This is a genomic window from Aeribacillus composti, assembly GCF_007827555.1.
GTDB classification, from domain to species: domain Bacteria; phylum Bacillota; class Bacilli; order Bacillales; family Aeribacillaceae; genus Aeribacillus; species Aeribacillus composti.
This window is the reverse complement of sequence record NZ_VISS01000002.1, coordinates 178,133-201,308: the sequence shown is the minus strand read 5'-3', so window position 1 is coordinate 201,308 and position 23,176 is coordinate 178,133. Positions and strand designations below refer to the sequence as shown.

General features: G+C 39.2%; 13 protein-coding genes and 2 pseudogenes. 3 read left to right on the top strand and 12 right to left on the bottom strand.

What is annotated here, in order from left to right; all coding sequences use genetic code 11:
• Positions 1-182 precede the first annotated feature (182 nt).
• The 7 genes and pseudogenes from FB379_RS02030 to shc form a co-directional block, all read right to left on the bottom strand.
• On the bottom strand, positions 183-1,364 hold the full coding sequence (locus tag FB379_RS02030; protein ID WP_063388156.1) for a sugar ABC transporter permease: 1,182 nt from the start codon (positions 1,362-1,364) through the stop codon (positions 183-185).
• Positions 1,365-2,864 (bottom strand): xylose ABC transporter ATP-binding protein, encoded by a 1,500-nt coding sequence (locus FB379_RS02025; RefSeq protein WP_130157813.1) that lies wholly within the window; start codon positions 2,862-2,864, stop codon positions 1,365-1,367. It abuts the gene before it with no gap.
• Between the two features lie 91 nt (positions 2,865-2,955).
• Positions 2,956-4,044, bottom strand: coding sequence for a D-xylose ABC transporter substrate-binding protein (gene xylF / locus FB379_RS02020; RefSeq protein ID WP_063388155.1), 1,089 nt, complete (start codon positions 4,042-4,044; stop codon positions 2,956-2,958).
• Positions 4,045-4,267: 223 nt separating this feature from the next.
• Complete coding sequence (locus FB379_RS02015; protein WP_144596823.1) at positions 4,268-5,542, bottom strand: response regulator; 1,275 nt, start codon at positions 5,540-5,542, stop codon at positions 4,268-4,270.
• The gene (locus FB379_RS02010; protein WP_144596820.1) at positions 5,535-6,968 is read right to left on the bottom strand and encodes a sensor histidine kinase; all 1,434 of its coding nucleotides are present in this window, start codon (positions 6,966-6,968) and stop codon (positions 5,535-5,537) included. The genes FB379_RS02015 and FB379_RS02010 overlap by 8 nt, the downstream gene beginning before the upstream one ends.
• Positions 6,965-7,951, bottom strand: coding sequence for a sugar-binding protein (locus tag FB379_RS02005; protein WP_144596818.1), 987 nt, complete (start codon positions 7,949-7,951; stop codon positions 6,965-6,967). Before FB379_RS02005 ends, FB379_RS02010 begins: the two co-directional genes overlap by 4 nt.
• 344 nt (positions 7,952-8,295) lie before the next feature.
• Positions 8,296-10,157, bottom strand: a pseudogene (gene shc / locus FB379_RS02000) (squalene--hopene cyclase).
• 90 nt (positions 10,158-10,247) lie between these two features.
• Here shc and FB379_RS01995 point away from each other — a divergent pair.
• A pseudogene (locus FB379_RS01995) lies at positions 10,248-11,400 on the top strand (DUF2515 family protein).
• Positions 11,321-11,788: a CBO0543 family protein gene (locus FB379_RS19080; protein ID WP_338420485.1), complete on the top strand. Its 468-nt coding sequence runs from the start codon at positions 11,321-11,323 to the stop codon at positions 11,786-11,788. The pseudogene FB379_RS01995 and the gene FB379_RS19080 overlap by 80 nt, the downstream one beginning before the upstream one ends.
• A 194-nt stretch (positions 11,789-11,982) precedes the next feature.
• Here the strand turns inward: FB379_RS19080 and FB379_RS01985 are convergent, their stop codons facing one another.
• From FB379_RS01985 to gltB, 5 genes are all read right to left on the bottom strand, one after another.
• Positions 11,983-12,654 (bottom strand): ABC transporter ATP-binding protein, encoded by a 672-nt coding sequence (locus FB379_RS01985; protein ID WP_144596816.1) that lies wholly within the window; start codon positions 12,652-12,654, stop codon positions 11,983-11,985.
• Between the two features lie 209 nt (positions 12,655-12,863).
• Positions 12,864-14,276 carry an NADP-dependent phosphogluconate dehydrogenase gene (gndA, locus tag FB379_RS01980; protein ID WP_063388147.1) on the bottom strand — a complete coding sequence of 471 codons (1,413 nt, stop codon included), beginning with the start codon at positions 14,274-14,276 and terminating at the stop codon, positions 12,864-12,866.
• Positions 14,277-14,386: 110 nt separating this feature from the next.
• Positions 14,387-15,607, bottom strand: a complete 1,221-nt coding sequence (locus FB379_RS01975; protein ID WP_144596814.1) for a DNA polymerase IV — start codon at positions 15,605-15,607, stop codon at positions 14,387-14,389.
• 269 nt (positions 15,608-15,876) lie between these two features.
• On the bottom strand, positions 15,877-17,358 hold the full coding sequence (locus FB379_RS01970) for a glutamate synthase subunit beta (RefSeq protein WP_144596811.1): 1,482 nt from the start codon (positions 17,356-17,358) through the stop codon (positions 15,877-15,879).
• A gap of 45 nt (positions 17,359-17,403) precedes the next feature.
• A complete protein-coding gene (gene gltB, locus FB379_RS01965; RefSeq protein ID WP_144596808.1) occupies positions 17,404-21,963 on the bottom strand; it encodes a glutamate synthase large subunit in 4,560 nt (1,519 codons plus the stop codon).
• Positions 21,964-22,091: 128 nt separating this feature from the next.
• On the opposite strand from gltB, the gene gltC reads away from it, so the two are divergent.
• Positions 22,092-22,994: a glutamate biosynthesis transcriptional regulator GltC gene (gene gltC, locus FB379_RS01960; RefSeq protein WP_063388144.1), complete on the top strand. Its 903-nt coding sequence runs from the start codon at positions 22,092-22,094 to the stop codon at positions 22,992-22,994.
• The last annotated feature ends 182 nt before the right edge of the window (positions 22,995-23,176 follow it).

The following is a 23,176-nucleotide window of genomic DNA, read 5'->3' as shown; positions in this document are numbered from 1 at the left end:
GAAATACGATGCCTAAATGACCACAAGGATAGGAAATGAAATGAGGTTTATTCCAAGCTTTCCATAGTTTGATATAGTCTTCATAATTATATACAGCATACTGGTACATTTTTTACCAATACAAATAGGGCTGAAACTATGAATGATATCCAAAGTTCAGCCCTTTTGTCGCAGATTTTTAACTACTTATTTTTTTTACGGCTTGCAATATCTATCCAGACTGCTAGTACAAGAATACTTCCTTTCACAATGTACTGCCAATAGGTGTCCAGCCCCATAAGGGACATTCCATTATCGAGCGATGTCATGACCATGGCCCCTATAATCGCACCAATAATCGTTCCAGATCCGCCCATTAAAGAGGTTCCGCCAATGACACATGCAGCGATAGCATCTAATTCATACATCTGACCAGCCGAAATGGTAGCAGAAGAAAGACGAGCTGTTAACACAATTGCTGCAACGGCTGATAACAATCCGCTAAATACAAACAGCATCATCGTGCGACTTTTAATATTAATTCCTGATAAACGCGCAGCTTCTGAATTTCCGCCAATTGCATAAATATGACGGCCAAATGTTGTGTTATTCGCAATAAATGAAAAAATGACGGCCAAACCGATAACAAATATAATGGGAAACGGAATTCCTTTATAGCTGTTCATCGTGATGACGAATAAAACAATGAGTGAGCTAAGAAAAAGTATTTTCATGATTTCCAATGAAAGCGGCATTACTTCAAATCCATAATTTAAGCGAGTTTTTCGTTTTCTTATTGTTAAAATAACCAAAATGACTACTGCTAGTATGGCCAACACAATCCCAAACATATTTGTAAAATAGGCACTTCCAAGGGCAATAAAATTCGCATCAAAAATAGGAATGGTTGTTGATTTCGTTATTCCCATTAAGATACCGCGAAATGCCATCATACCGCCTAAAGTGACAATAAATGCAGGAATTGCCTGATAGGCAACTAGCCAACCCTGAAGTAGGCCAACAATTGCACCAGCAACTAACGTGACAACAATGACAACAATCGTTGGCATTCCCATCCAGTTACTAAATATGGCAGCAATACCTCCTGTAAGACCTACAATGGATCCGACAGATAAGTCAATGTGTCCGGCAACAATAACGAGGACCATTCCAATCGCTAAAATAGAAGTAACAGACATTTGAGTGAATAAATTTGAAAGGTTACGCGCTGTTAAGAATGTATCGTTCAAAATTCCAAAGAACAGCCAAATCGCAACTATGGCACCAATCATCGTGTAAGCCCGTACGTCAATTTTTCCGATTATATCTTTCAACGACTTTTTTTTGACATTTGTCTTTTGTTGAGCCGTCACTTTTAATTCCATTTATTTCCCTCCTCCCGTTGCTGCTGACATAATTTTTTCTTGTGTGGCTTCTTCTTTCGTCAGCTCTTTCACAAATCTGCCTTCGTTCATGACCAGAATTCGATCACTCATACCAAGTATTTCAGGCAGCTCTGATGAGATCATAATGATTGCGACTCCTTCATTAACCAGCTGATTCATTAATTGATAAATCTCATATTTTGCCCCTACATCAATTCCCCGTGTAGGTTCATCTAAAATTAAAATTTTCGGCTTAGACATCAACCATTTGGCAATAACGACTTTTTGCTGATTCCCTCCCGATAATGCTCCAACTTTCGTTTCGAGAGATGCCGTTTTAGTTTTTAACTTCTGGACAAACTGTTGGCTTGATTTCATTTCTTCATTATGGTTCATAACGCCCCATTTGCTAATTTTTTTCAAACTGGCAAGAGTGGTATTTGTTTTCACATCCATGCTTAAAACAAGACCAAAGCGTTTTCGATCCTCTGTCACTAATGCTATCCCTTCATTAATAGCATCTTGAACGTTGCGAATGTGAACCTTTTTACCTTCTATCCATACCTCGCCTTCCCGTTTTCCCTCATATGCTCCAAAAAGACTTGTGGCAAGCTCTGATCTACCAGACCCCATTAATCCAGCTATTCCAAGGATTTCTCCTTTTCTAAGTGAAAAGGAAATATTATCATTTACCTTCATTTTTGGCATGTCTGGATGCCAGACAGAATAGTTTTTCACTTCAAGAATCGTTTCTTTTGGAGTTCGTTCAGCTTGCGGATATCGTTCCGTTAATTCTCTGCCGACCATTAAAGAAATAATTTCATCTTCACTTGTTTCATCTTTGGATAGAGTTGCAATGGATTTTCCATCACGTAAGACGGTTATGGAATCAGCTAAACGAAAAACTTCAGGCATTTTGTGAGAAATGTAAATACATGTTACCCCTTTTTTTCTTAATTCCTCTAAAATTCCCATTAATATTTCGACTTCACTCTCTGTTAAGGCAGCTGTCGGTTCATCTAAAATCAATATCTTCGTATTTTTAGACAAAGCTTTGGCAATTTCCACAAGTTGTTGCTGCCCGATGCCAAGTGAATAGATTTTCGTTTGAGGGGCCACATTTAAACCTACTGCATTTAACCATTCGGATGACTCATAAAACAATTGATCCCATTGGATGACGCCATATTTTTTCGGTTCTGCTCCTAGAAAAATGTTCTCTCCAACTGTCAAATCTTTAACGAGTGCAAGTTCTTGGTGAATAATTGCAATCCCTGCCTTTTCTGCATCTTTAATATTGCGGAAATGTACAGGGGTTCCGTTTATACGAATCTCTCCTGAATATGTTCCAGTTGGATATAATCCACTTAATACTTTCATTAACGTCGATTTACCCGCTCCATTTTCACCACAGAGCGCATGAATTTCACCTTTTTTCACTTTAAATGTTACACGGTCTAATGCTTTCACTCCGGGAAACTCTTTTGTTATTTGATCCATCTCTAACGAATACAACCATCTTCCCTCCCATTCGCAGCATGATAGAATGAGAAAGGTCTGACTCTTTTGTAAGAGTCAGCCTTTATAACATTTAATTCTGTTTTGGCCATTGATCTTTTGGAACATTTTGATAGACATCTTCTAATTTGTGAAATCCATCTTTAATGACAGTATCTAGAACATTTTCTTTCGTTACAGCAATAGGATCGAGAAGGACAGATGGAACATCGATTTTACCGTTCGGTATTTTTTGATCTGTTTCGATTTTTTCTCCTTTTGCAACAGCTACAGCTATTTCAGCCGCTTTCGTGGCAATAGCATGAATTGGTTTATAAACCGTCATTGTTTGCGTTCCTTCCACGATGCGTTGCAGCGCAGCCAGCTCTGCATCTTGACCAGACACAGGGATTTTCCCTGCCAGTCCTTGAGCCGCTAATGCTTGAATGGCGCCGCCAGCTGTGCCATCATTTGCTGCTATAACTGCTTGAATATTATTTTTATTTGCTGTTAAAGCGTTTTCCATATTTTTCAATGCTTCTTCAGGCTTCCAGTCCTTTGAGAACTGATCATAAACAATCTTAATATCCCCTTTTTCTTCAAGCGGTTTTAACACATTCATAGCTCCTTCACGGAATAGGTGAGCATTATTATCTGTATCGGCACCACCGATGTATACATAGTTTCCAGTCGGTGCTTGCTTAACAATCTCTTTCGCCTGCATTTCCCCAACTCGAACATTGTCAAAAGATACATAGTAGTCTACATCTGCATTTTTAATCAGGCGGTCATACGAAATAACCTTAATTCCTTCTTTATGCGCTTTGTCAACAATAGCTGCTGTAGCTTCTGCATTATGTGGTACAACAACTAACACATCTACCCCTTCGGAAATTAATTGTTCTGCTTGATTCAATTGAGCAGCATCATCGCCATTAGCCGCAAGCGTTTTTACTTCTGCTCCTAATTCCTTTACCTTTGCTTCAAACAGGTCTTTATCGCGCTGCCAACGCTCCTCCTTTAACGTATCCATTGAGAAACCAACCACAATTTTGTCGCCATCTTCTTTTGCTTGACTGCTTTTGTCCTCGCCTCCCGATGAAACAACGCCGCATCCTGTTAAAGCAGAAGCTAAAACAAGTGATGCAGCTGCCATAGATAAAGTTTTCCACCATTTCTTCATTTGAAACCCCCCTCGTAATGTTTACGCTTTCATTTTTAAGCCTATCACGCATATGAAAACGATTTCTTTCTTATTTCCTTCACTTTTTCGACTTATAAAGAGACATTTTTCACCTGTAAAAATTTGACCGACTATCAAAATAGGATTCTTTTAATATTTGTCAAAAAAGTGCTAAAAAAAAAGATCACCCCTCCTGCACGTATAGGAGAAGTGATCGAATTTATCATTTATTTTTCTGCAGTTGGTTTCGATACTCTTTTGGCGTCATTTTCGTAACTTTTTTAAAAACTCGACTAAAATAGTTAGGATCGTTATAACCAACATAATAAGAGATTTCTTTTACGTTAAGATGGTATTGTTTCATCAGTTCTTTCGCTTTTTCAATACGCATATGTGTTAAAAAATCAGAGAACGTTTGGCCCGTTTCCTGTTTAAATCGTTTACTAAAATAGTGTGGATGAAAATTCATCAATTGAGCGACTTCCTCTAGTGTAATATCTTCGTGAAAATGATCAGAAATAAATTGAAGTGCTATATCTAGTCCCTTCGTATTCTCTGAATTTAGTAAAGCTCGATTCTTTTCTTTCTTGTCTGAATCTTGTGCAGCCTCTACTTCTGAAATATGTTTTACCCGTCCAAAATACGGTTGAGATGTTACAGCCAGAAGAGCTTCTTGATACGACTTTTTAAAGCCTTGAATATCCTTTTGTAAGGTACCAATTCCTATTTTAATTTTTTTGTTTGTTCGTTTTTCGATTTCCTTCAACCATTTCATGGAAAGAGTAATCCATTGATTTCTCGTCATATCCTGATCGGAAGGAAAAGAAAATATCGTCATACGATGATCGATTAAAGGACTGCATAAACACTCTTGTTTATTTTTCATATACCTTTTGACAATTTGGTATAAATCTTGTTTCTCTTCCATCTTTATATCGGAAAATTCAATGACTAAGGCTACGCTAGTTCGGTGAGGGATTTTTAACAGAGAAAGCAATTCATCCACGTCTGTTTCTGATACTGCATCCATCATAATCATTAGGGCACATTCGGATTCACTAATTGAAAAAAGGTGTCCCAGCTTTTCTTTCATTTTCAGTTCCTTCTCACGATTTTGCAATTCTTCTTCTAATTCTGATATACATTTTTTCAACACAGAGACAATTTTCTCTTTTTTAGCCGGTTTTAAAATATAATCATTCACACCGAGTTCAATGGCTTCTTTTGCATAGGAAAAATAATCAAATGCAGTTAATATAATGATTTTAATCTTAGGATTTTGTTTTTTTATTTCTTCAATCGCCTCCAGTCCTTGAATACCAGGCATTTTTAAATCCATAAATATAATTTCCGGCTGATGCTTTTCCATCTGTTGTATCGCCAATCGGCCATTTTCAGCATGAAAAATTTGAAATTGATTGGGCAAACATTTTTGAATCATCAATTCTAACCCTTCACGCTCTAGAGGTTCATCATCTGCAATGAGAAGTTTATACATGCATCTTTTCCCCCCTTACTCTTGGTAATGACAACAAAATCGTGGTGCCGCGACCTTGCTTGCTTTTAATATCCACGATATCATGTACTTGGTAAAATAATCGCAAACGTCGAAACACATTTTCCATTCCTAATCCTGTTGAATGTCCTGTTGATTTTTTAATTGAAAAAGATGGTGACTCGAGTATTGTTTTCACAATCTTTTCATCCATCCCTACACCATTATCCGAAATTTTCACCAACACTCTTCCTTCTTTTTCTTTGACGCTTAACTCAATAACAGCTCCTGATTCCATTGATTCGATCCCGTGAACAAAAGCATTTTCAAGCAAAGGCTGAATCGTAAGTGCAGGTATTGATTGGTCTAAACAATGATTATCAATCTCCATTTGAAATGAAATACGGTCACGAAATCGTGCTTTTTGTATGGCAAAATACTCTTTTGCATTTTCAATTTCTTCACGCAGCATGACAGGTTCGTTTAATTTCCGCAAATTATATCGTAATAAATTGGAAGTAGAAATGGTTAGTTCACTCGTTTTTTCAGCTCCTTCAATATATGCAAGCTTTGAGATCACATTTAATGTGTTAAATAAAAAGTGCGGGTTAATTTGACTTTGAAGTGCTTTTAACTCTAATTCTCTCATTAATTTTTCTTTTTCTAGTATTTCCATATTTTTAGAGATTAATTTTCGTAAATTTTCAATCATCTGATTAAACACTTTTCCTAGTACCCCAACCTCATCATTTGGCTGGTATATCGGCACGTTCGTATTTAAGTCTCCCGCAGCGACTTGTTTAGCTGTTTGAACAAGCTGCTGAATGGGAATGACGATACTTCGAGACAGCCAGATAGCAAATACGATACTTAATGCTGTGGTTACAATAAACAAACTTCCTCCCCATTTATTCATATTTTCGTTAATTGCCAACATACTATTATACACAGGCTGGTATTCACTCAATTCCATGTCTACTAGTTGTTGGCTATCCTCCCGAATGAAAGAAGCAACTCTTTCTATTTCTTTGAATTGATCAGCTTGATCCAGAAATTTTTTTTCTTTTAAGTTTGTTAAAATAGCTTCTTCCAGTTGGAGAAAAGTATTGATCATATTTTTGTAATTATCAACTACTAAAGCATTACTGGCCGAATTGTTGCTTAAATTATTTTGCAGAGCTTCTAAATTAGCTTTATGTTTAATTAGCAAGTTAAGATTTTCTTTGTCTTGATATATGAGATAGCTACTTAAATAGCGAAGATTTTCTTGAGTTTCATTGGAAATTTGTTTGTATAAGTAAATACGATGGACCATGAAGTCATAGCTCTTTTGAACTTTTTTTCCACTATCAAAAATAAAAAATGCTATAGTATTGAGTAAAATGACGAGCAATGGAATAAAGATAAACAATTTTGTCCGTATATTCACGGTGTTACCTCCATTTGTACGTTTGATGCATCTACTTTTTTGCTTGAAGTAAAATATACGTTTGGAATAGGTTGTCCTTGCAAATGCTTGGACATTAATTGAACAGCAATAAAACCCATTTCATATGGTTTTTGAATGATGGTCGCTGTAATCTCTCCTTTTTTTATTGCCAATAATGTTTCTTCGACGTCATCAAATCCAAAAATTTGAATATCGGATCGTTGCAAATTTTTCACAGCCACTGTCATACCAATAGCATCTAAAGCACTTGTCCCAACCATCACTGAAATATCGGGATATTTTCTTAACATAATATCAGCTTGAATGGACGCTTGTATTCTTGAAATATTGGATGCTTGGACTTCCACTACTTCTAACCTTGGATGTTGTTTAATAACTGACAAAAAACCATCTAGCCGCTCCTGTTGATTGTCAGATGATTCACTCCCAATAATAACCCCAATTTTATGCTGCCCTGTTGTCATATCTACCACGGTTTTCCCAAGCAATTGACCAGCTGCAAAATTGTCTGTCCCTATATAGGAAAGACGACGGCTCGCTTTAGCATCTGTATCAATTGTGATAATTGGAATATTTTTTGATATTGCTTTATTAATGATGGGAGTAAATGTTTCTTCATCCAAACTTTGAACAATGATTCCATCTACTTTAGAAGCAATTGCTTTTTCTAATAGCTTAATCTGTTCTTCAATACTTGTTCGTAACGGAGCGACATATTCAACTTCTACTTGAAACTTTTTTGCAGCATCCTGAGCACCTTTTTCTACTTTCCGCCAGTATGGATTATCGAATTCTTGAGCAATAAGAATAAAATGCGGAGGTTCTTCATGTAGGGAAACCCTTTTGTCAAGAGCTTCCACTGTCTCTTCCATCTGCTTTGACGTCCATATAAATTGAATAAAAACATATAGAAACAAAATAATTAAGAATAAAAAAGTTAATGTCCATCTTTTGTTTGACATATATTTCACCTTTAGCTCAAATAAATTGTAACCGTTTACAGTTAATCCCATTAAATATTTTGATAATCTACAAGCCTTCTATCTATTAATATTATTATAAACTAGTGCGATTTCCTTTTTATTTTTCATAAATTTCTCATGTATGACTCCTCATAGGGAAATAATTCATAGCTTTTGTCTTACACTGATCGCTTTTTCCCTTTAGGAGTCTCGCGAATTTCACTTTAAATGAGGATAGCTTTCCATTGAAACATCGTTCTACTATTTTTCGGTAAAAAGGTTAAAAATTAATTATCAAAAATGTTACGGCCGTAGCTTTTTGCGTACAAATTTCCATCCTCTAATCACCATTTCTTTACAAAATGAGCCAATGCCAGCAAAGGAAAAATATATTCATAGCTTGGATAATGATTGTAAAATCCGCCAGGTAAGCCTTGACCTTTTGGGTATGTGATTGTCCATGAATTTTCATCTTTTGAATTTAATAAATAGTTCACTGCTTGATTCATTTGTGGTGTAACCGTTTCTTCTGTCGCTACCAAAGCGTCTAATGCCCATGCGGTATGCACTCTAGTGCTAGCTGGTAAAGGGATAAATTTTTTCTGTATATCACTTTTACAAGACTCTCCCCAGCCCCCATCGTCATTTTGAATGGAGTATAACCATTTCACAGCCTTTCGTACGGCAGGGTGATCTCTTCTCACCTTTACTGCGATTAAGCCTGTTAATGCACACCATGATCCATAAATATAACAAATTCCCCATCGTCCATACCAAGAACCATCGCTTCGTTGATTTTTTAAAAGCCACTTTACCCCTTGCTTTATAAACGTTTGATTGTAGCTTGATCGTGTAAAATTACCTAAAAACTCCAACGTTCTTCCCGTTAAATCAGGCGTTGATGGGTCAAGAAGCATTTTTCCCCGCCTTCTATCGGAAGCCAAGATAGCGATGAATTATTGACATTTTTTTCGAACGATCCCCAGCCTCCATCATCGTTTTGCATAGACAGGAGCCATTTCATTCCTCGATCCCAAAAGGAGCGATTATTTAATGCTTCTTTTCGCAACGCGCGTAAAGCCGCTGTTGTATCATCAATATCCGGATTCATCGTATTAATATTTGAAAATCCCCATCCCCCCGGTATTTGATACGGATTATGAACAGCCCAATCACCATATAGATAGTGCTGGCGAGAAAGCAAATATTGATTTGCTCTTTGAATAGAAGCTGACGCAGATGGTACACCAGCTTCTTGTAATGAATAGCTTAATAATGCCGTATTCCAAACAGTTGCCGTCGTGTATTGAATATGAGTGTGTCCATCTATTGTTGTCTTCATTGACTTTAGCCCTTGAACAGCCCGAACAATAACTGGATGCTTTTTCGAATATCCTAGAGCCATCAGAGCAAAAATCATTAAAAATGTTGAACTAAAGTAGCTATAAAAGGTACCATCTTGTTCAATTCGATTTAACATATATTGTTCTGCTCGATGTAATGCCAATCGATGAAGCTCAAAAGGAATACCTACTAATTGTTTCATGCCGTCATATATAAACGAAAAAAAAGAACGCCATTCAGAAGAGCCCAAGTCCCAAAGGTCTTCATTTCTATGAACATATAAGTCTGATAAGTCAGGAGTATGCTTTGTCTTTATACTAAACTTGCGATCAGCAGCAATCAATATTGGTATTAAATTGGCTCTTGCATAAACGGAAAAGTCAAAAAAATTTACAGGAAAAGTAGTCGGAAATAAAATGAATTCGATCGGCAGATGAAAGGATTTAGGCCATTTGATTTGGTCCGTTAAAGCAAGCATGACTTTCGTAAACATATTTACTTTTCCAATGCCACCATAGTTTATGATAAACTTCCTAGCTAGTCGCATGTTTGTATTGTTTTGATCGATGAATCCCGAATAAAGTAAAGCATAGTATGCTTCAACTGTTGTGGATAGATTTCCCTTCTCTTCATCGTAAAACAGCTTCCATGCTCCGTTTTTCTCCTGTTTACTTAATATCCTGTCAACGAGTGATTGAATGAATTGTTCATCATGAATTTCCAATGTTCGTAATAAGATAATCATATAACAATCTGTGGCAATACCCGTTTCAAATGGGAAATCCCAAGCACCGTCAAAATTTTTCCTCTTTAGGATGAATTCCGCCAATCGATTGATTTCAGCTTCAATTCGTTGTTTCATCCTATTCACCACCACTTCATGTAGTAAGTTTTAGCTTATTCTTATACATATTCAGCTTTTATGGAAGCTATTCGATGAGGGAGGAATAGGATGGTCTTTCCATGGTTGAACAACAATAAATTGATCGATCAACAGCTTTTGAAAATTAAGGAAGATCTCGTCGAAAAAATGAAATGTAACGTAAATCAGCCTATGCCTCCATTACAAACATGGGAACAAAACATCATTGATTCCATTGTGAACGTGACAAATACACTCAACGCTAACAACGTAACTAGAACAGCTGCATATTTAAAATTTTTATATCAGGCATCCAGACATCCATTGGGCGCTCTTAGGACATATGGTTTCCCGGAATGGAGGATGGCATATGACAGATTTAAAAGGAGACTTGTTAACAAGGCTAATATCAGAAAAGGAGCAAAAAAACTACTTTTTATTTTTAGAACGTGGAAATTGGTTAATCTTTCAAGATGTATTCCCGCAATTTTTACTTTATCACCACAGCTTGCGCATGAAACGAAACTTATTTTACCTCCTCCCCTATTTAAACGTATCAACATTTATGGAAACAATCTGGAATCACTATTGGGAAAACAGAAACTATTATCTACTGGCAATCGCAACGGTCATCAATGAACAAAACTATTTAGAAAAACATGTTATTCAAAATCATCATTTTCAAAAGACCGTATTAAACACGATTGGTTTCAAGCTTTATGATTTTTTGCGATTTAATCACATCATCTTTCCGTATGTTGAAAATGAAACAAAGCCTGCTTTAATCGGAGCGACACTGCAGCATTTTGCATCGCTTCATGAACGAATTATGTTAGGTAAACGTTTATATTCTTTGCTTTTTCACCAAGAGAACGTTTTACAAGGAGTGCTGCGTTGGGCCAAAAAAAATAAGCATACAGGTTCGAGAGCAGATTACTGGGGGCACCTCTTTCATCATGTGAAAGAATCATTGCCAGGCACAATCTATAAACGAAGGACAAAAAAGTGCGAGTTGAAAAAAGGAGAGCCGCGCATTTACAGCCCTCAATTAAAATTCGCTTGGGGAAATATCAAACACGAAGACGCGGACAGTGGAGATTGGTTCCATGATTGGAAGGTCATCCACTATTTAAAAGAAGAAACATTTTCAGGCGGGGATATTTATGAAGATTATTGTAAAACAATCGAAAAAATTGAACTTACCATCATGGCGAAAAAAGCAATTTTTCTTAGAAAGGAATAATATTGCTTTACTTGCTGCAACACTTTTTGCCTCTTTACTTGGAACATACTTAGATTTGATTTTTGTTGAATGCAGATTTTACGCCTTTCCAAAACGATTGTTCCCGAAAATCTTCTCTATTAACATCTTGTTTACGCTCGTCATTCTACCTATTATCACCGCCTCATTTTTAATCGTCATGCATAAAATCCGTCCTTTTGTTCGCCCAATCCTACTTTGCTTAATTGGTATTTTAGCCTGCATTTTTGAACAAGCGGCTGAACGAGCGGGCGTGTTTATCCATTCTTCTGATTGGAATCATTTCTATTCTTTTTTTGGATATATCCTTTTCTTTATAATTATATGGAGATTTTACAGCATACTGGTGAATTCTCCCCAAAACAATTAGGGCTGCAACGTTCAGCCCTTTTGAAGCTGTCGATTACGGGAAAAGAGGCTCCCAATAAAAGGATCAATGAGATCTTTCTGGAGAATGATAAATCGGTGATTTTTTCGGTCTTGACAATAATTGATGTTTTAAGCACGACAGCATAATTAACGGCATCGATTTTGAAATGGCTGAAGCATCTAGCAAAAATATTATTATATTTGATTTAACACATAATCTTCCAATTCGCTTTCGCTGTATTGATTGGCAACTTGATGAATTTTCCCGTTTTTCAGCAATAATATTTCATCGGCCAATTTATGGGCGATCGGGATCATATGCGTGGAAAGAAGAACAATATTTCCCCTTCTGGCATAAGAAACGAGCTTCTTATAAGTTTCAGCAATGTTAATCGGGTCTAAAGATACTAGCGGCTCATCCAACAGCAATACCTTCGGTTTTATTAAAAAAGCAACGGCTAAAGCCAGCTGGTGCTTCATTCCATGCGAATAATTGATGACCAGTTCGTGGATAAACGACTGAATTCCTTGTTCTTCACAAAACCTTTCCAATTCATCTTTCGACATATTCAAATGATAGATTTTTTGAATAAAATCTAAGTTGTCAAAGCCAGATAAAAAATCTAGAAAAATTGGCTTCTCTGAAACATAATGAACAAGCTCATTAAGCTTTTTGTTATCTTTTATTATAATCGTGCCGGAATCATAAGCTAGAATGCCGGACAAAATTTTCATCAATGTCGTTTTTCCCGCACCATTCCTCCCTAATAGACAATAGATATTATTTGGTTCTAATGTAAATTGAACTCCTTTTAATATTTCCATTTTCGCCAGATACGACTTTTTTAAATCCGCAACTTGAATCATCTTTTTCAACCCTACTTTATGTTAATTTTTAACATTTCCCTCTATATTTAAAGAGGAGACAACATAATCCCATTGTTGATTCGAACTTTTTATCAAGAAAAATTTTGTATTTTTCTTTTTCAAAATGAAAAATAGCAGAACGGTGCTCACGAGAAAGGAAAATCATGGCGAAATGAAAAAGCATCGGTTAAAACCGATGCTTTTTATCGTTATTTATTCAGCCAATCTGTATGGAAGATGCCTTCTTTGTCAACACGCTGATACGTATGAGCGCCGAAATAATCGCGCTGTGCTTGAATTAAGTTTGCCGGCAATGTTTCAGTGCGGTAGCTGTCATAATAAGCAAGAGCGGCAGAGAAGCACGGCACTGGAATTCCTCTTTCGATGGCAATCGCAATAACTTGTCGTAAAGCTCCCTGATAGCTTTCAACAATTTCTTTAAAATAAGGGTCCAACAGTAGGTTTGGAAGATCAGGGTCGCGATCGTAAGCGTCTTTGATTTTTTGCAAAAACGCTGCGCGGATGATGCAGCCGCCGCGGAAGATCATGGCAATATCGCCGTATTTTAAATTCCAATTATATTCTTCGCTTGCTGCTTTCATTTGCGCAAACCCTTGAGCATAAGAACAAATTTTACTCATGTACAGCGCTTTTCGAACGGCTTCAATGAGTTCTTCCTTGCTTCCTTCATAAGGCCGTACATTCGGTCCGCTCAACAGTTTGCTTGCTTTAACACGCTCTTCCTTCATGGCGGAAATAAAACGGGCAAATACTGATTCAGTAATGATCGGAAGAGGGATTCCTAAATCGAGCGCGTCTTGGCTTGTCCATTTTCCTGTTCCTTTTTGCCCGGCGGTGTCAAGAATGACATCGACAAGCGGTTTTCCTGTTTCTTCATCGATTTTTGTGAAAATATCTGCTGTAATTTCAATTAAATAGCTGTCGAGCTCTCCTTTATTCCATTCAGCAAACACTTCATGAAGCTCTTGAGCATTTAACCCAAGAACATGTTTTAAAATGAAGTAAGCTTCGGAAATTAATTGCATATCTCCGTATTCAATGCCGTTATGCACCATTTTTACGTAATGTCCTGCTCCATCTGGACCAATGTAGGTGGTGCACGGCTCACCATTTACCTTAGCGGCGATCGCTTCAAAAATTGGACGCACAAGCTCATGAGCCTCTTTTTGTCCTCCCGGCATGATGGAAGGGCCTTTTAAAGCTCCTTCTTCCCCGCCGGAAACCCCTGTGCCAATAAAATGGATGCCGCGTTCAGCGAGCTGTTTGCTGCGGCGTTGAGTATCTTTATAATATGTATTTCCGCCGTCAATTAAAATATCTCCTTCATCGAGATATGGAAGAAGCTGTTCAATAGTTGCATCAGTCGCAGCACCCGCTTTAACCATTAGTAAAATTTTTCGAGGCTTTTCAAGAGAATTGACAAATTCCTCTATACTATACGTTCCGACGATTTTTTTTCCTGCTGCTTCTTTTAGCATTTCGTCTGTTTTTTCTGAAGAACGGTTGTAGACAGAAACGCTGTAGCCTCTGCTTTCAATATTCAATGCTAAATTTTTTCCCATTACTGCTAATCCGATAACACCTATTTGCTGTTTTGACATATGAATACGTCCCTTTCTATTTCGAATAACTATTCTACAGAACTGAAAATACCATAATTAATAGATTGTTTTCAAGTCAAAGCCATATACAAAGTACAGGTTTAAAAAACTTATTTAAAGAAAAAATCTTTCCCGAAGCTCGAGCCGAAAGAATCAATCTCTTTATGCATGCTCAGTCCTTTTTTGATAATTCCTTCTCCATATTTTTCAGACAATTTTTCTATCGCCTGATGGAGCGGTTCATTTTTCGCTTCTTCTTCAAAAGTAAATAGATCAAGCTGTTTAAAAGCATTTTTTTTGTGCATCACATCCTGCCCTGTTATTCCGAGCAGGCGCACAGGCTCGTTTTTCCACAGCTTTTGAAAAACAATCAAAGCATGCTGGAAAATTGTTCTTTCATCATCGGTTGGGTTTTCTAATTTCATACTTTTTGTTACAGTCGTCCGGTCTTTATAGCGAAGCATCACTGCAACTTTTGTCGCTACCGCCTCTTTTTTCTTCAATCGGAGACTTACCGATTTCGCCAAACTTTTTAGGGCATTCTTTAACTCTTCTTCATTTGTTTCATCTTCGGGCAGCGTCATCTGATTTCCGACGCTTTTAAAATCATAAACGGACGATGGATCAACCGGGCGATGGTCAATGCCGTTTGCTTTTTCTTTTAACCTTAATCCATTAATACCAATTATTTTTTCTAGTTGAACGTCGTTTCCTCTTGCAAGGTCACCGATTGTCCGAATTCCGATCTTCTTTAATTTTTCAGCTGTTTTCGCCCCTACGCCATGCATCTCTTCTACATCAAGAGGCCACAATTTCTCTTTAATATCCCTCTTCCTTAAAACCGTTATGCCTAAAGGCTTTTTCATATCAGAAGCTGTTTTAGCCAAAAATTTATTCGGGGCAATTCCGATGCTGGACGGCAGCTCCAACTCATCAAGAAGCCGCTGTTGAATTTCCTTTGCCAGATCGAGCGGATGTCTTGCGACGTCTGTGACATCCATATATCCTTCGTCTATAGAAACCGGCTCTACAATCGGTGTGTATGAACATAAAATCGCAAACATTGCTTTCGATGCTTTTCGATAACGATCAAAACGGGGCTTTTTGACAATTAAATTCGGGCAAAGCTTCTTTGCCTCCCATACTGGCATGGTCGTCTTTACCCCAAACGCTCTAGCTTCATAGCTGCAAGTCACAACAATTCCTTTCCTCTCCTCCGGGTTGCCGGCTATCGCAAGCGGCAGCCCTTTTAACGACGGATCAAAGGCAGCCTCAACAGATGCGTAAAAACTATTCATATCAATATGCAAAATAACGCGGCTCATACACATCACCCAATATCATTGTACCATACATAAATAAAAGAGGCTCCCTTGTTCTTTTGAATGGGCGGACAGAGCTGAATGAAGCTGGCATTTCTTGCTGCCTGCTATGCAAATGCTTTAAAAATAAAGGAAAGGGGGTGTCTAATAAGTCGTTTTTACGGCTTATTGACACCCCCATTAATGTTTTAGAAACGTTGATATATCGGTGTTTATGATTTTTTATTTTCAATGGCGATTGGACTTTCTAGACAGCCCCGGGATTTCAAAATATAATTTTAAGGTAAATTCGTCGCTCCCATTAAGAAGCGATCCACTTCCCTTGCGGCACCTCTTCCCTCATGAATCGCCCAGACAATCAAGCTCTGTCCTCTTCTTGCGTCACCTGCGGCAAATACGCCTTCTACATTTGTTGTAAATTTGCCGTACGGAGCGTTCACTTTCCTGTTTACCGTTTCAACGCCAAATTGCTTCAGAACAGGCTGTTCCGGCCCTTCAAAGCCGATTGCGATAAAGACTAAATCGCACGGCCATACTTTTTCTGTGCCGGGTATTTCTTTAAACACCGCATTGCCGTTTTCATCAAATGATTTTTCCATTTGAATCGTATGCAATTCTTTTACATTGCCATTTTCATCGCCGACAATTTTCTTTGTTTGGATGCAAAATTGACGAGGATCCTGTCCGAATTTGCTTTTGGCTTCCTCATATGCATAATCTAACGTAAAGACCAGCGGAGCTTGAGGCCATGGATTGCCTTCCGCCCGCTCCTTCGGCAAGGCTGGATGTTTACCAAATTGCACAACGCTTTTACACTTTTGCCGCAATGCTGTCGCTACACAGTCAGCACCTGTATCACCGCCGCCAATGACGATGACATGCTTATCTTTTGCATCAATAAACTTTTTGTCTGCAAAATTAGAATTGAGCAGGCTTTTCGTCGTTTCTGTTAAATAATCCATCGCAAAGTGCACGCCGTTTAATTCTCTTCCTTCAATCACAAGATCACGCTGCTTTTGCGCTCCTGTGCATAAAACAACAGCATCATATTGGGAGCGAAGCTCATCAGCGGTGATGTCTTTGCCTACTTCCGTATTAGTTATAAACGTAATTCCTTCTTCTTCTAAAAGACGCACTCTTCTTTCAACAATTTCCTTCTCAAGCTTCATATTCGGAATACCGTACATTAATAACCCGCCGATTCGATCAGCCCGCTCATAAACCGTAACGGAATGTCCCGCTTGGTTCAATTGATCCGCACATGCCAGACCGGCAGGACCTGACCCAACAATAGCGACTTTTTTACCTGTGCGCTTTTCAGGAATTCTCGGCTGAACCCATCCTTCGTCAAAGCCCTTATCGATTATTGCGCGCTCGATGCCTTTAATGGCAACAGCAGGATCTGAAATCGCAACCGTACAAGATCCTTCACACGGTGCAGGGCAAACCCTTCCGGTAAATTCAGGAAAATTATTTGTTTTTAAAAGACGGTCCAGCGCTTCCTTCCATTTACCTCTATAAACAAGATCATTCCATTCAGGGATTAAATTATGAATCGGACAACCTGATGTTAAGCCGTTAATCTCCATTCCCATATGACAGAAAGGAGTCCCGCAGTCCATGCAGCGGGCACCTTGTCTGGCAAGTGTTTCATTTGAAAACGGGAATGAATATTCCTTCCAATCATCAAGGCGGGAAAGCGGATCACGTTTTTTCTCTTCTTCTCGTACATACTCCATAAAACCTGTTGCTTTTCCCACGAGTCTCCCCCTCCTTTTCATCCATTCACTAGGTGTGCAATGAGGTTAATTTGCAACAGCCTGTAAAGCGAATGGTTCACCGGCGGTTGTTTTCTCATTCGCAACCGCTTCAAATGCTGCAAGTACAGCTTCTTCTTTCGTAAGACCTGAATTTTCCATTTTTTCAATCGTGCTGATCATTAGTTTGTAGTTTCTAGGTATCACTTTAATAAATCTTCCGACATACTCTTCCCAATGATCTAATATATGCCGGGCCTTTGGACTTTCTGTATATTGGAAATGCTTCGAAATCATGTCATATACAGTGCGGATTTCTTCTTCATCTTCAAGAGATTCAAATAACACTAATTCCTTATTGGCTGTTCGTTTGAATTTCTCCTGATCATCCGCCAATACGTAAGCAATGCCTCCGGACATACCAGCTGCAAAGTTTTTGCCGACAGATCCGAGAATGACAACACGTCCTCCGGTCATATATTCACAACCGTGATCGCCGACACCTTCAACAACAGCATTCACACCGCTGTTTCTTACACAAAATCTTTCGCCGGCTCGCCCTTGAATATATGCTTCACCGCTCGTTGCACCGTAGAACGCCACATTTCCAATAATGACATTGTCACTTGATGCAAAAGATGCTTCTTTCGGGTGACGGACAATTACTTTTCCGCCGGATAAGCCTTTTCCAATGTAATCATTGGCGTCGCCAGTAAGCGTCATCGTCATTCCTTTCGGTACAAACGCTGCAAAGCTTTGACCTGCTGAGCCGTAGAAATGAAGATTGATCGTATCTTCCGGCAGCCCCTCTTCGCCATATTGTTTTGCAATTTCGCTGCCTGTAATGGTTCCAACGACGCGGTTCACATTTTTAATGTTCAAATGGAGTTCAACTTTTTCTTTCCGTTTAATTGCCTCTTCAACTTTCGGCAATACTTCGTTCACGTCTAATGACTGGTCGATTTTATGGTTTTGCGGACGTGCAAATGTTCGCGGACCCTCCACTTGATAAAGCAAGCGGGATAGGTCAAGATGCTTTGCTTTCCAATGTTTTTTTGCACGGTCGCTAACCTTCAATACATCTACTCTTCCAACCATTTCATCAATAGTTCGGAATCCGAGGCTTGCCATGATTTCGCGAACTTCCTGCGCGATGAAATACATGAAATTAACAACATGCTCTGGCTTGCCCATAAATTTTTCACGAAGTTCAGGATTTTGCGTTGCCACTCCGACTGGACATGTATCAAGATGACATACACGCATCATGACACATCCTAGAACGACTAGAGGAGCGGTTGCAAAACCAAATTCTTCTGCCCCGAACAATGCCGCCATCACAACATCACGGCCTGTCATCAGCTTGCCGTCTGTTTCAAGAACGACTCGGTCACGCAATCCGTTGAGCATAAGCGTTTGATGTGTTTCACTAAGGCCGAGCTCCCACGGAAGTCCGGCATGCTTAATGCTCGTCTTTGGAGATGCCCCGGTACCGCCGTCATAGCCGCTGATTGTAATAACGTCCGCTGCACCTTTCGCAACTCCAGCAGCAATCGTTCCTACTCCAGCTTTTGAAACAAGCTTGACGCTGATTCGGGCATCTCTATTCGCGTTTTTCAAATCATGAATAAGCTGCGCCAAGTCTTCAATTGAATAAATGTCATGGTGCGGAGGCGGTGAAATCAATTCCACACCCGGTGTAGAGCCGCGAACTTTTCCGATCCAAGGATACACCTTTTTGCTTGGCAGCTGTCCGCCCTCACCTGGCTTTGCTCCTTGAGCCATTTTAATTTGCAGCTCGTCAGCATTGACTAAATAATGGATTTTCACGCCGAAGCGGCCGGAAGCTACTTGTTTTATGGCACTTCGCTTCAAATCTCCATTTTCATCTGGAACATAGCGGTTCGGATCTTCTCCACCTTCACCGCTGTTGCTTTTTCCACCGATGCGGTTCATCGCAACCGCCAATGCTTCATGCGCTTCCTTGCTTAAGGAACCGAAGGACATTGCTCCTGTTTTAAAGCGGCGTACGATCGATTCCACCGGCTCAACTTCTTCAATAGGAATCGGTTTTCTAGATTCATTGAATTCAAACAAGTTGCGCAAAAACGTCACTTGCTCTTCATTGGCCATCTTCGAGTATTCTTTAAATAACTTATAATCGTTTTTCCGGCATGCCCATTGCAGCGTATGGATCGTTTTCGGATTGAATGCATGGTGTTCTCCGTTTCTTCTCCATTGAAATTCGCTGCCTGGATCGAGCGTTTCATCTCGATAAGTTGTTTTAAATCCTTGAGCATGACGCATTTTCGCTTCTTTTTCAATTTCTTTTAATCCGATTCCTCCAATTTGCGAGGCTGTTCCAGTGAAGTATTCCTCGATAACTTCTTCTCCAATGCCGACCGCTTCAAAAATTTGGGCTCCGCGGTAGCTTTGAATCGTAGAAATTCCCATTTTTGACATGACTTTGACGACCCCGTCTGTCACCGCTTTTTTAAATCTTTTTACTGCTTCTTTATATGAATATGGAATCGTTCCCTTTCGAACAGCATTTCGCACTGTTTCTAAAGCTAAATAAGGATTGACCGCATCTACACCATATCCTATTAGAGCCGCAAAATGGTGCACTTCTCTCGCTTCTCCGCATTCAACAATAATGCTTGCTTTCGTGCGGGTTCCTTTTTTCACCATATATTGATGCAGAGCGCTTCCGGCAAGCAGTGCTGGAATTGCTGCATATTCTTCATTTACTCCGCGATCTGATAAAACTAGAAGTGTAGCGCCGTTTTCCACCGCTTCATCAGCAGCTTGAAAGAGCTGATCTAATGCATTTTTCAAATCATCTTTAAACAAAGCTGGCAAAGTGACGCATTTAAATTCAGGATACGGATTATTTTTCAAAGCAGCGAGTTCTTCATTCGAAAGAATTGGAGATTCTAAGCGAATGCGTCGTGCTGCTGATGGATCAGGATCGAGAATATTTCCTTCTTTTCCTAACAGTGTCATCGTAGAAGTGACGATCGATTCACGAATCGCATCAATCGGAGGATTCGTTACTTGGGCAAACAATTGTTTAAAATAATTAAACAAGCTTTGCGGGCGATCTGACAGCACTGCAAGAGGAGTATCATTTCCCATTGCGCCGATCGGATCTTTTCCATCGATCACCATTGCTGCAATTGTTTTTTCAACATCTTCATACGTATAACCAAACGCTTTTTGGAGTTTGGTTAGATCGTCAACCTTTTCAACATCTTCAGGGACATTGATGTCGAAAATAGAAATCATCTGATCATTGATCCACTGGCGATATGGTTTTTCTTTGGCGATTTCTTCTTTGATTTCCTGATCAGAAATGATTCTTCCTTCTTCCAAGTCAATCAACAGCATTTTTCCTGGACTCAGCCGGTCTTTATAAAGCACATTTTCCGGTTCAACATCAATCACACCGACTTCTGATGAGAAAATAATGTAATCATCTTTCGTCACATAGTAGCGGGCTGGTCTAAGTCCATTGCGGTCCAAAATAGCTCCGATCTGCTTTCCGTCTGTAAACGAGATGGCCGTTGGACCGTCCCACGGCTCCATAAAACAGCTGTGAAACTCATAAAATGCTTTCTTATCATCATCCATTTCATCATCCCAAAACCACGGTTCAGGAATAAGCATCATCGCCGCGTGCGCCAGCTTTTTCCCTGCCAGCACAAAAAATTCAAAAGCGTTGTCTAAAATGGATGAATCGCTTCCGTTCATATCTAAAATAGGTGTGATTTTTGTCAAATCATCCCCGAAAACGTCTGAAACAAACAGCTTTTCCCTTGCAGCCATCCAATTCACATTGCCGCGCAATGTGTTGATCTCGCCATTATGGATTAAATATCTGTTTGGATGCGCTCTTTCCCAGCTTGGGAACGTATTGGTGCTGAATCGGGAGTGGACTAGAGCAAAAGCTGATTGAAATCTCTCGTCCTGCAAGTCTACATAAAATTCATCTAATTGTTCAGGCGTCAAGAGACCTTTATAAACAATTGTCCGGCTTGATAAACTTGCAAAATAAAATTCATTATTTTGAACAAGACGTTCTGCTTGTTTCCGAATAACATACAGCTTTCTCTCAAAAGTAAGCTCGTCTTGAATATCATCGCTCGCCCCAATAAATACTTGTCTGATGAAAGGTTTGCTCTCTTTTGCAAGCCAACCGATCTTTTCAGAATTTACCGGCACAGTTCTCCAACCTAATAATATTTGTCCTTCTTTTTCAATGATTTTATTGATTTCTGTTTCATAATGTATCCGATCATGTTCACGACTCGGCAAAAAGACCATTCCGACTCCATATCGTCCTTTTTCTGGAAGGTTCATTCGTCCGCAAGCAACTTTAAAATAATTGTGCGGAATTTGAACCATAATGCCTGCACCGTCTCCAGTTTTCGGATCGCTTCCTTGTCCGCCGCGGTGCTCCAATTGACAAAGCATGTGAAGGCCTTTTTTGACAATATCATGAGAAGGTTTCCCCTTCAGATGAGCATATAAACCGATCCCACATGCATCATGTTCAAATTCAGGACGATAGAGACCTTGTGCCTTTGGTAATCCTATCTGTTTCATCTCTTCTCCCCCATTCTCATGCCGATAAGTCTGTATGTATAATTGTAGTTTTCAAAAATAATATTAACAATATATAATTTAGATAATAATAATCTCATTTTGATATAAATTGCTTGGGGGTGAGTCAAATGGAACTGAGACAGCTTATATATTTTTGGGAGGTTGCGAAGCGGGAGCATGTTTCAGAAGCTGCTGAAGCCCTTCATGTCGCACAGTCGGCTATCAGCAGGCAAATAGCAAATTTAGAGGCGGAGCTCGGAGTGGAGCTTTTTGAAAGGGAAGGAAGGAATGTTAAGCTTACTCCAATTGGACGTCATTTTTTGCCCCATGTCGAGACGGCTTTAAAAGCGATCGAACACGCCAAACAGCAAATTGAAGAATTTTTGGATCCGGAAAGAGGAACAGTTAAAATCGGCTTTCCGACCAGCTTGGCAAGCCATACAATGCCGACTGTTATTTCCGCTTTTAAAGCAAAACACCCGAACGTTTCCTTTCATTTGCGACAAGGTTCTTATAAATATTTAATTGAAGCCGTCAAAAAAAGAGAAATCGATTTAGCTTTTCTCGGTCCTATTCCGACGGATGACAACGATGTGAAAGGGGATATTTTATTTACGGAATCCTTTGCAGCCCTTTTGCCGCACAATCATCCGCTTGCGCACAAAAAAAGCTTAGTGCTGACTGAATTGCGTAATGAACCGTTTGTGACGTTTCCAGAAGGTTATATTCTGCATAAAATCGTGCATGAAGCGTGTCAACAGGCTGGATTTTCCCCAATTATTTCATCGGAAGGGGAAGATTTAGATGCCATCAAAGGGCTCGTATCGGCAGAAATTGGCGTAACATTGCTGCCTGAAAGCACTTTTTATGAAACAATGCCTCGTTTTACGGTAAAAATTCCGATTGAAATGCCTCGTGTAAGCAGAAATGTCGGCATTATTATATCGAAAAATTACGAGCTGGCCCCGTCCGTTAAAGTGTTTTATCAATTTGCTAAAGAGTTTTTCTCAGTACTAGAAAAATATCAATAAAAAAGATGCTCTTCCAACACGACGCTGGAAGAGCGGAACGGCTGTCAATATTATAGAAGCCGGAGGTTGTAAAAACTATCAGAGGTCTTGCAGATGTTTTGGAGCTGTCAATTCTTATTATGAAGCCTAAGGCCTGGCACATCGGATCGTTTGCTGAGTGACGAGCTTCCGGCTTCAAATTT

What these genes read in the sequence shown, in the direction of transcription:
- FB379_RS01975 (WP_144596814.1), bottom strand. Translation starts at nt 15,607, where the DNA reads ATGTGTATGAGCCGCGTTATTTTGCATATTGATATGAATAGTTTTTAC.
- FB379_RS02025 (WP_130157813.1), bottom strand. Translation starts at nt 2,864, where the DNA reads ATGGATCAAATAACAAAAGAGTTTCCCGGAGTGAAAGCATTAGACCGT.
- FB379_RS02030 (WP_063388156.1), bottom strand. Translation starts at nt 1,364, where the DNA reads ATGGAATTAAAAGTGACGGCTCAACAAAAGACAAATGTCAAAAAAAAG.
- gltB (WP_144596808.1), bottom strand. Translation starts at nt 21,963, where the DNA reads ATGAAACAGATAGGATTACCAAAGGCACAAGGTCTCTATCGTCCTGAA.
- FB379_RS02005 (WP_144596818.1), bottom strand. Translation starts at nt 7,951, where the DNA reads ATGTCAAACAAAAGATGGACATTAACTTTTTTATTCTTAATTATTTTG.
- FB379_RS02015 (WP_144596823.1), bottom strand. Translation starts at nt 5,542, where the DNA reads ATGTATAAACTTCTCATTGCAGATGATGAACCTCTAGAGCGTGAAGGG.
- FB379_RS19080 (WP_338420485.1), top strand. Translation starts at nt 11,321, where the DNA reads ATGAAGATTATTGTAAAACAATCGAAAAAATTGAACTTACCATCATGG.
- xylF (WP_063388155.1), bottom strand. Translation starts at nt 4,044, where the DNA reads ATGAAGAAATGGTGGAAAACTTTATCTATGGCAGCTGCATCACTTGTT.
- gltC (WP_063388144.1), top strand. Translation starts at nt 22,092, where the DNA reads ATGGAACTGAGACAGCTTATATATTTTTGGGAGGTTGCGAAGCGGGAG.
- FB379_RS01985 (WP_144596816.1), bottom strand. Translation starts at nt 12,654, where the DNA reads ATGATTCAAGTTGCGGATTTAAAAAAGTCGTATCTGGCGAAAATGGAA.
- gndA (WP_063388147.1), bottom strand. Translation starts at nt 14,276, where the DNA reads ATGTCAAAACAGCAAATAGGTGTTATCGGATTAGCAGTAATGGGAAAA.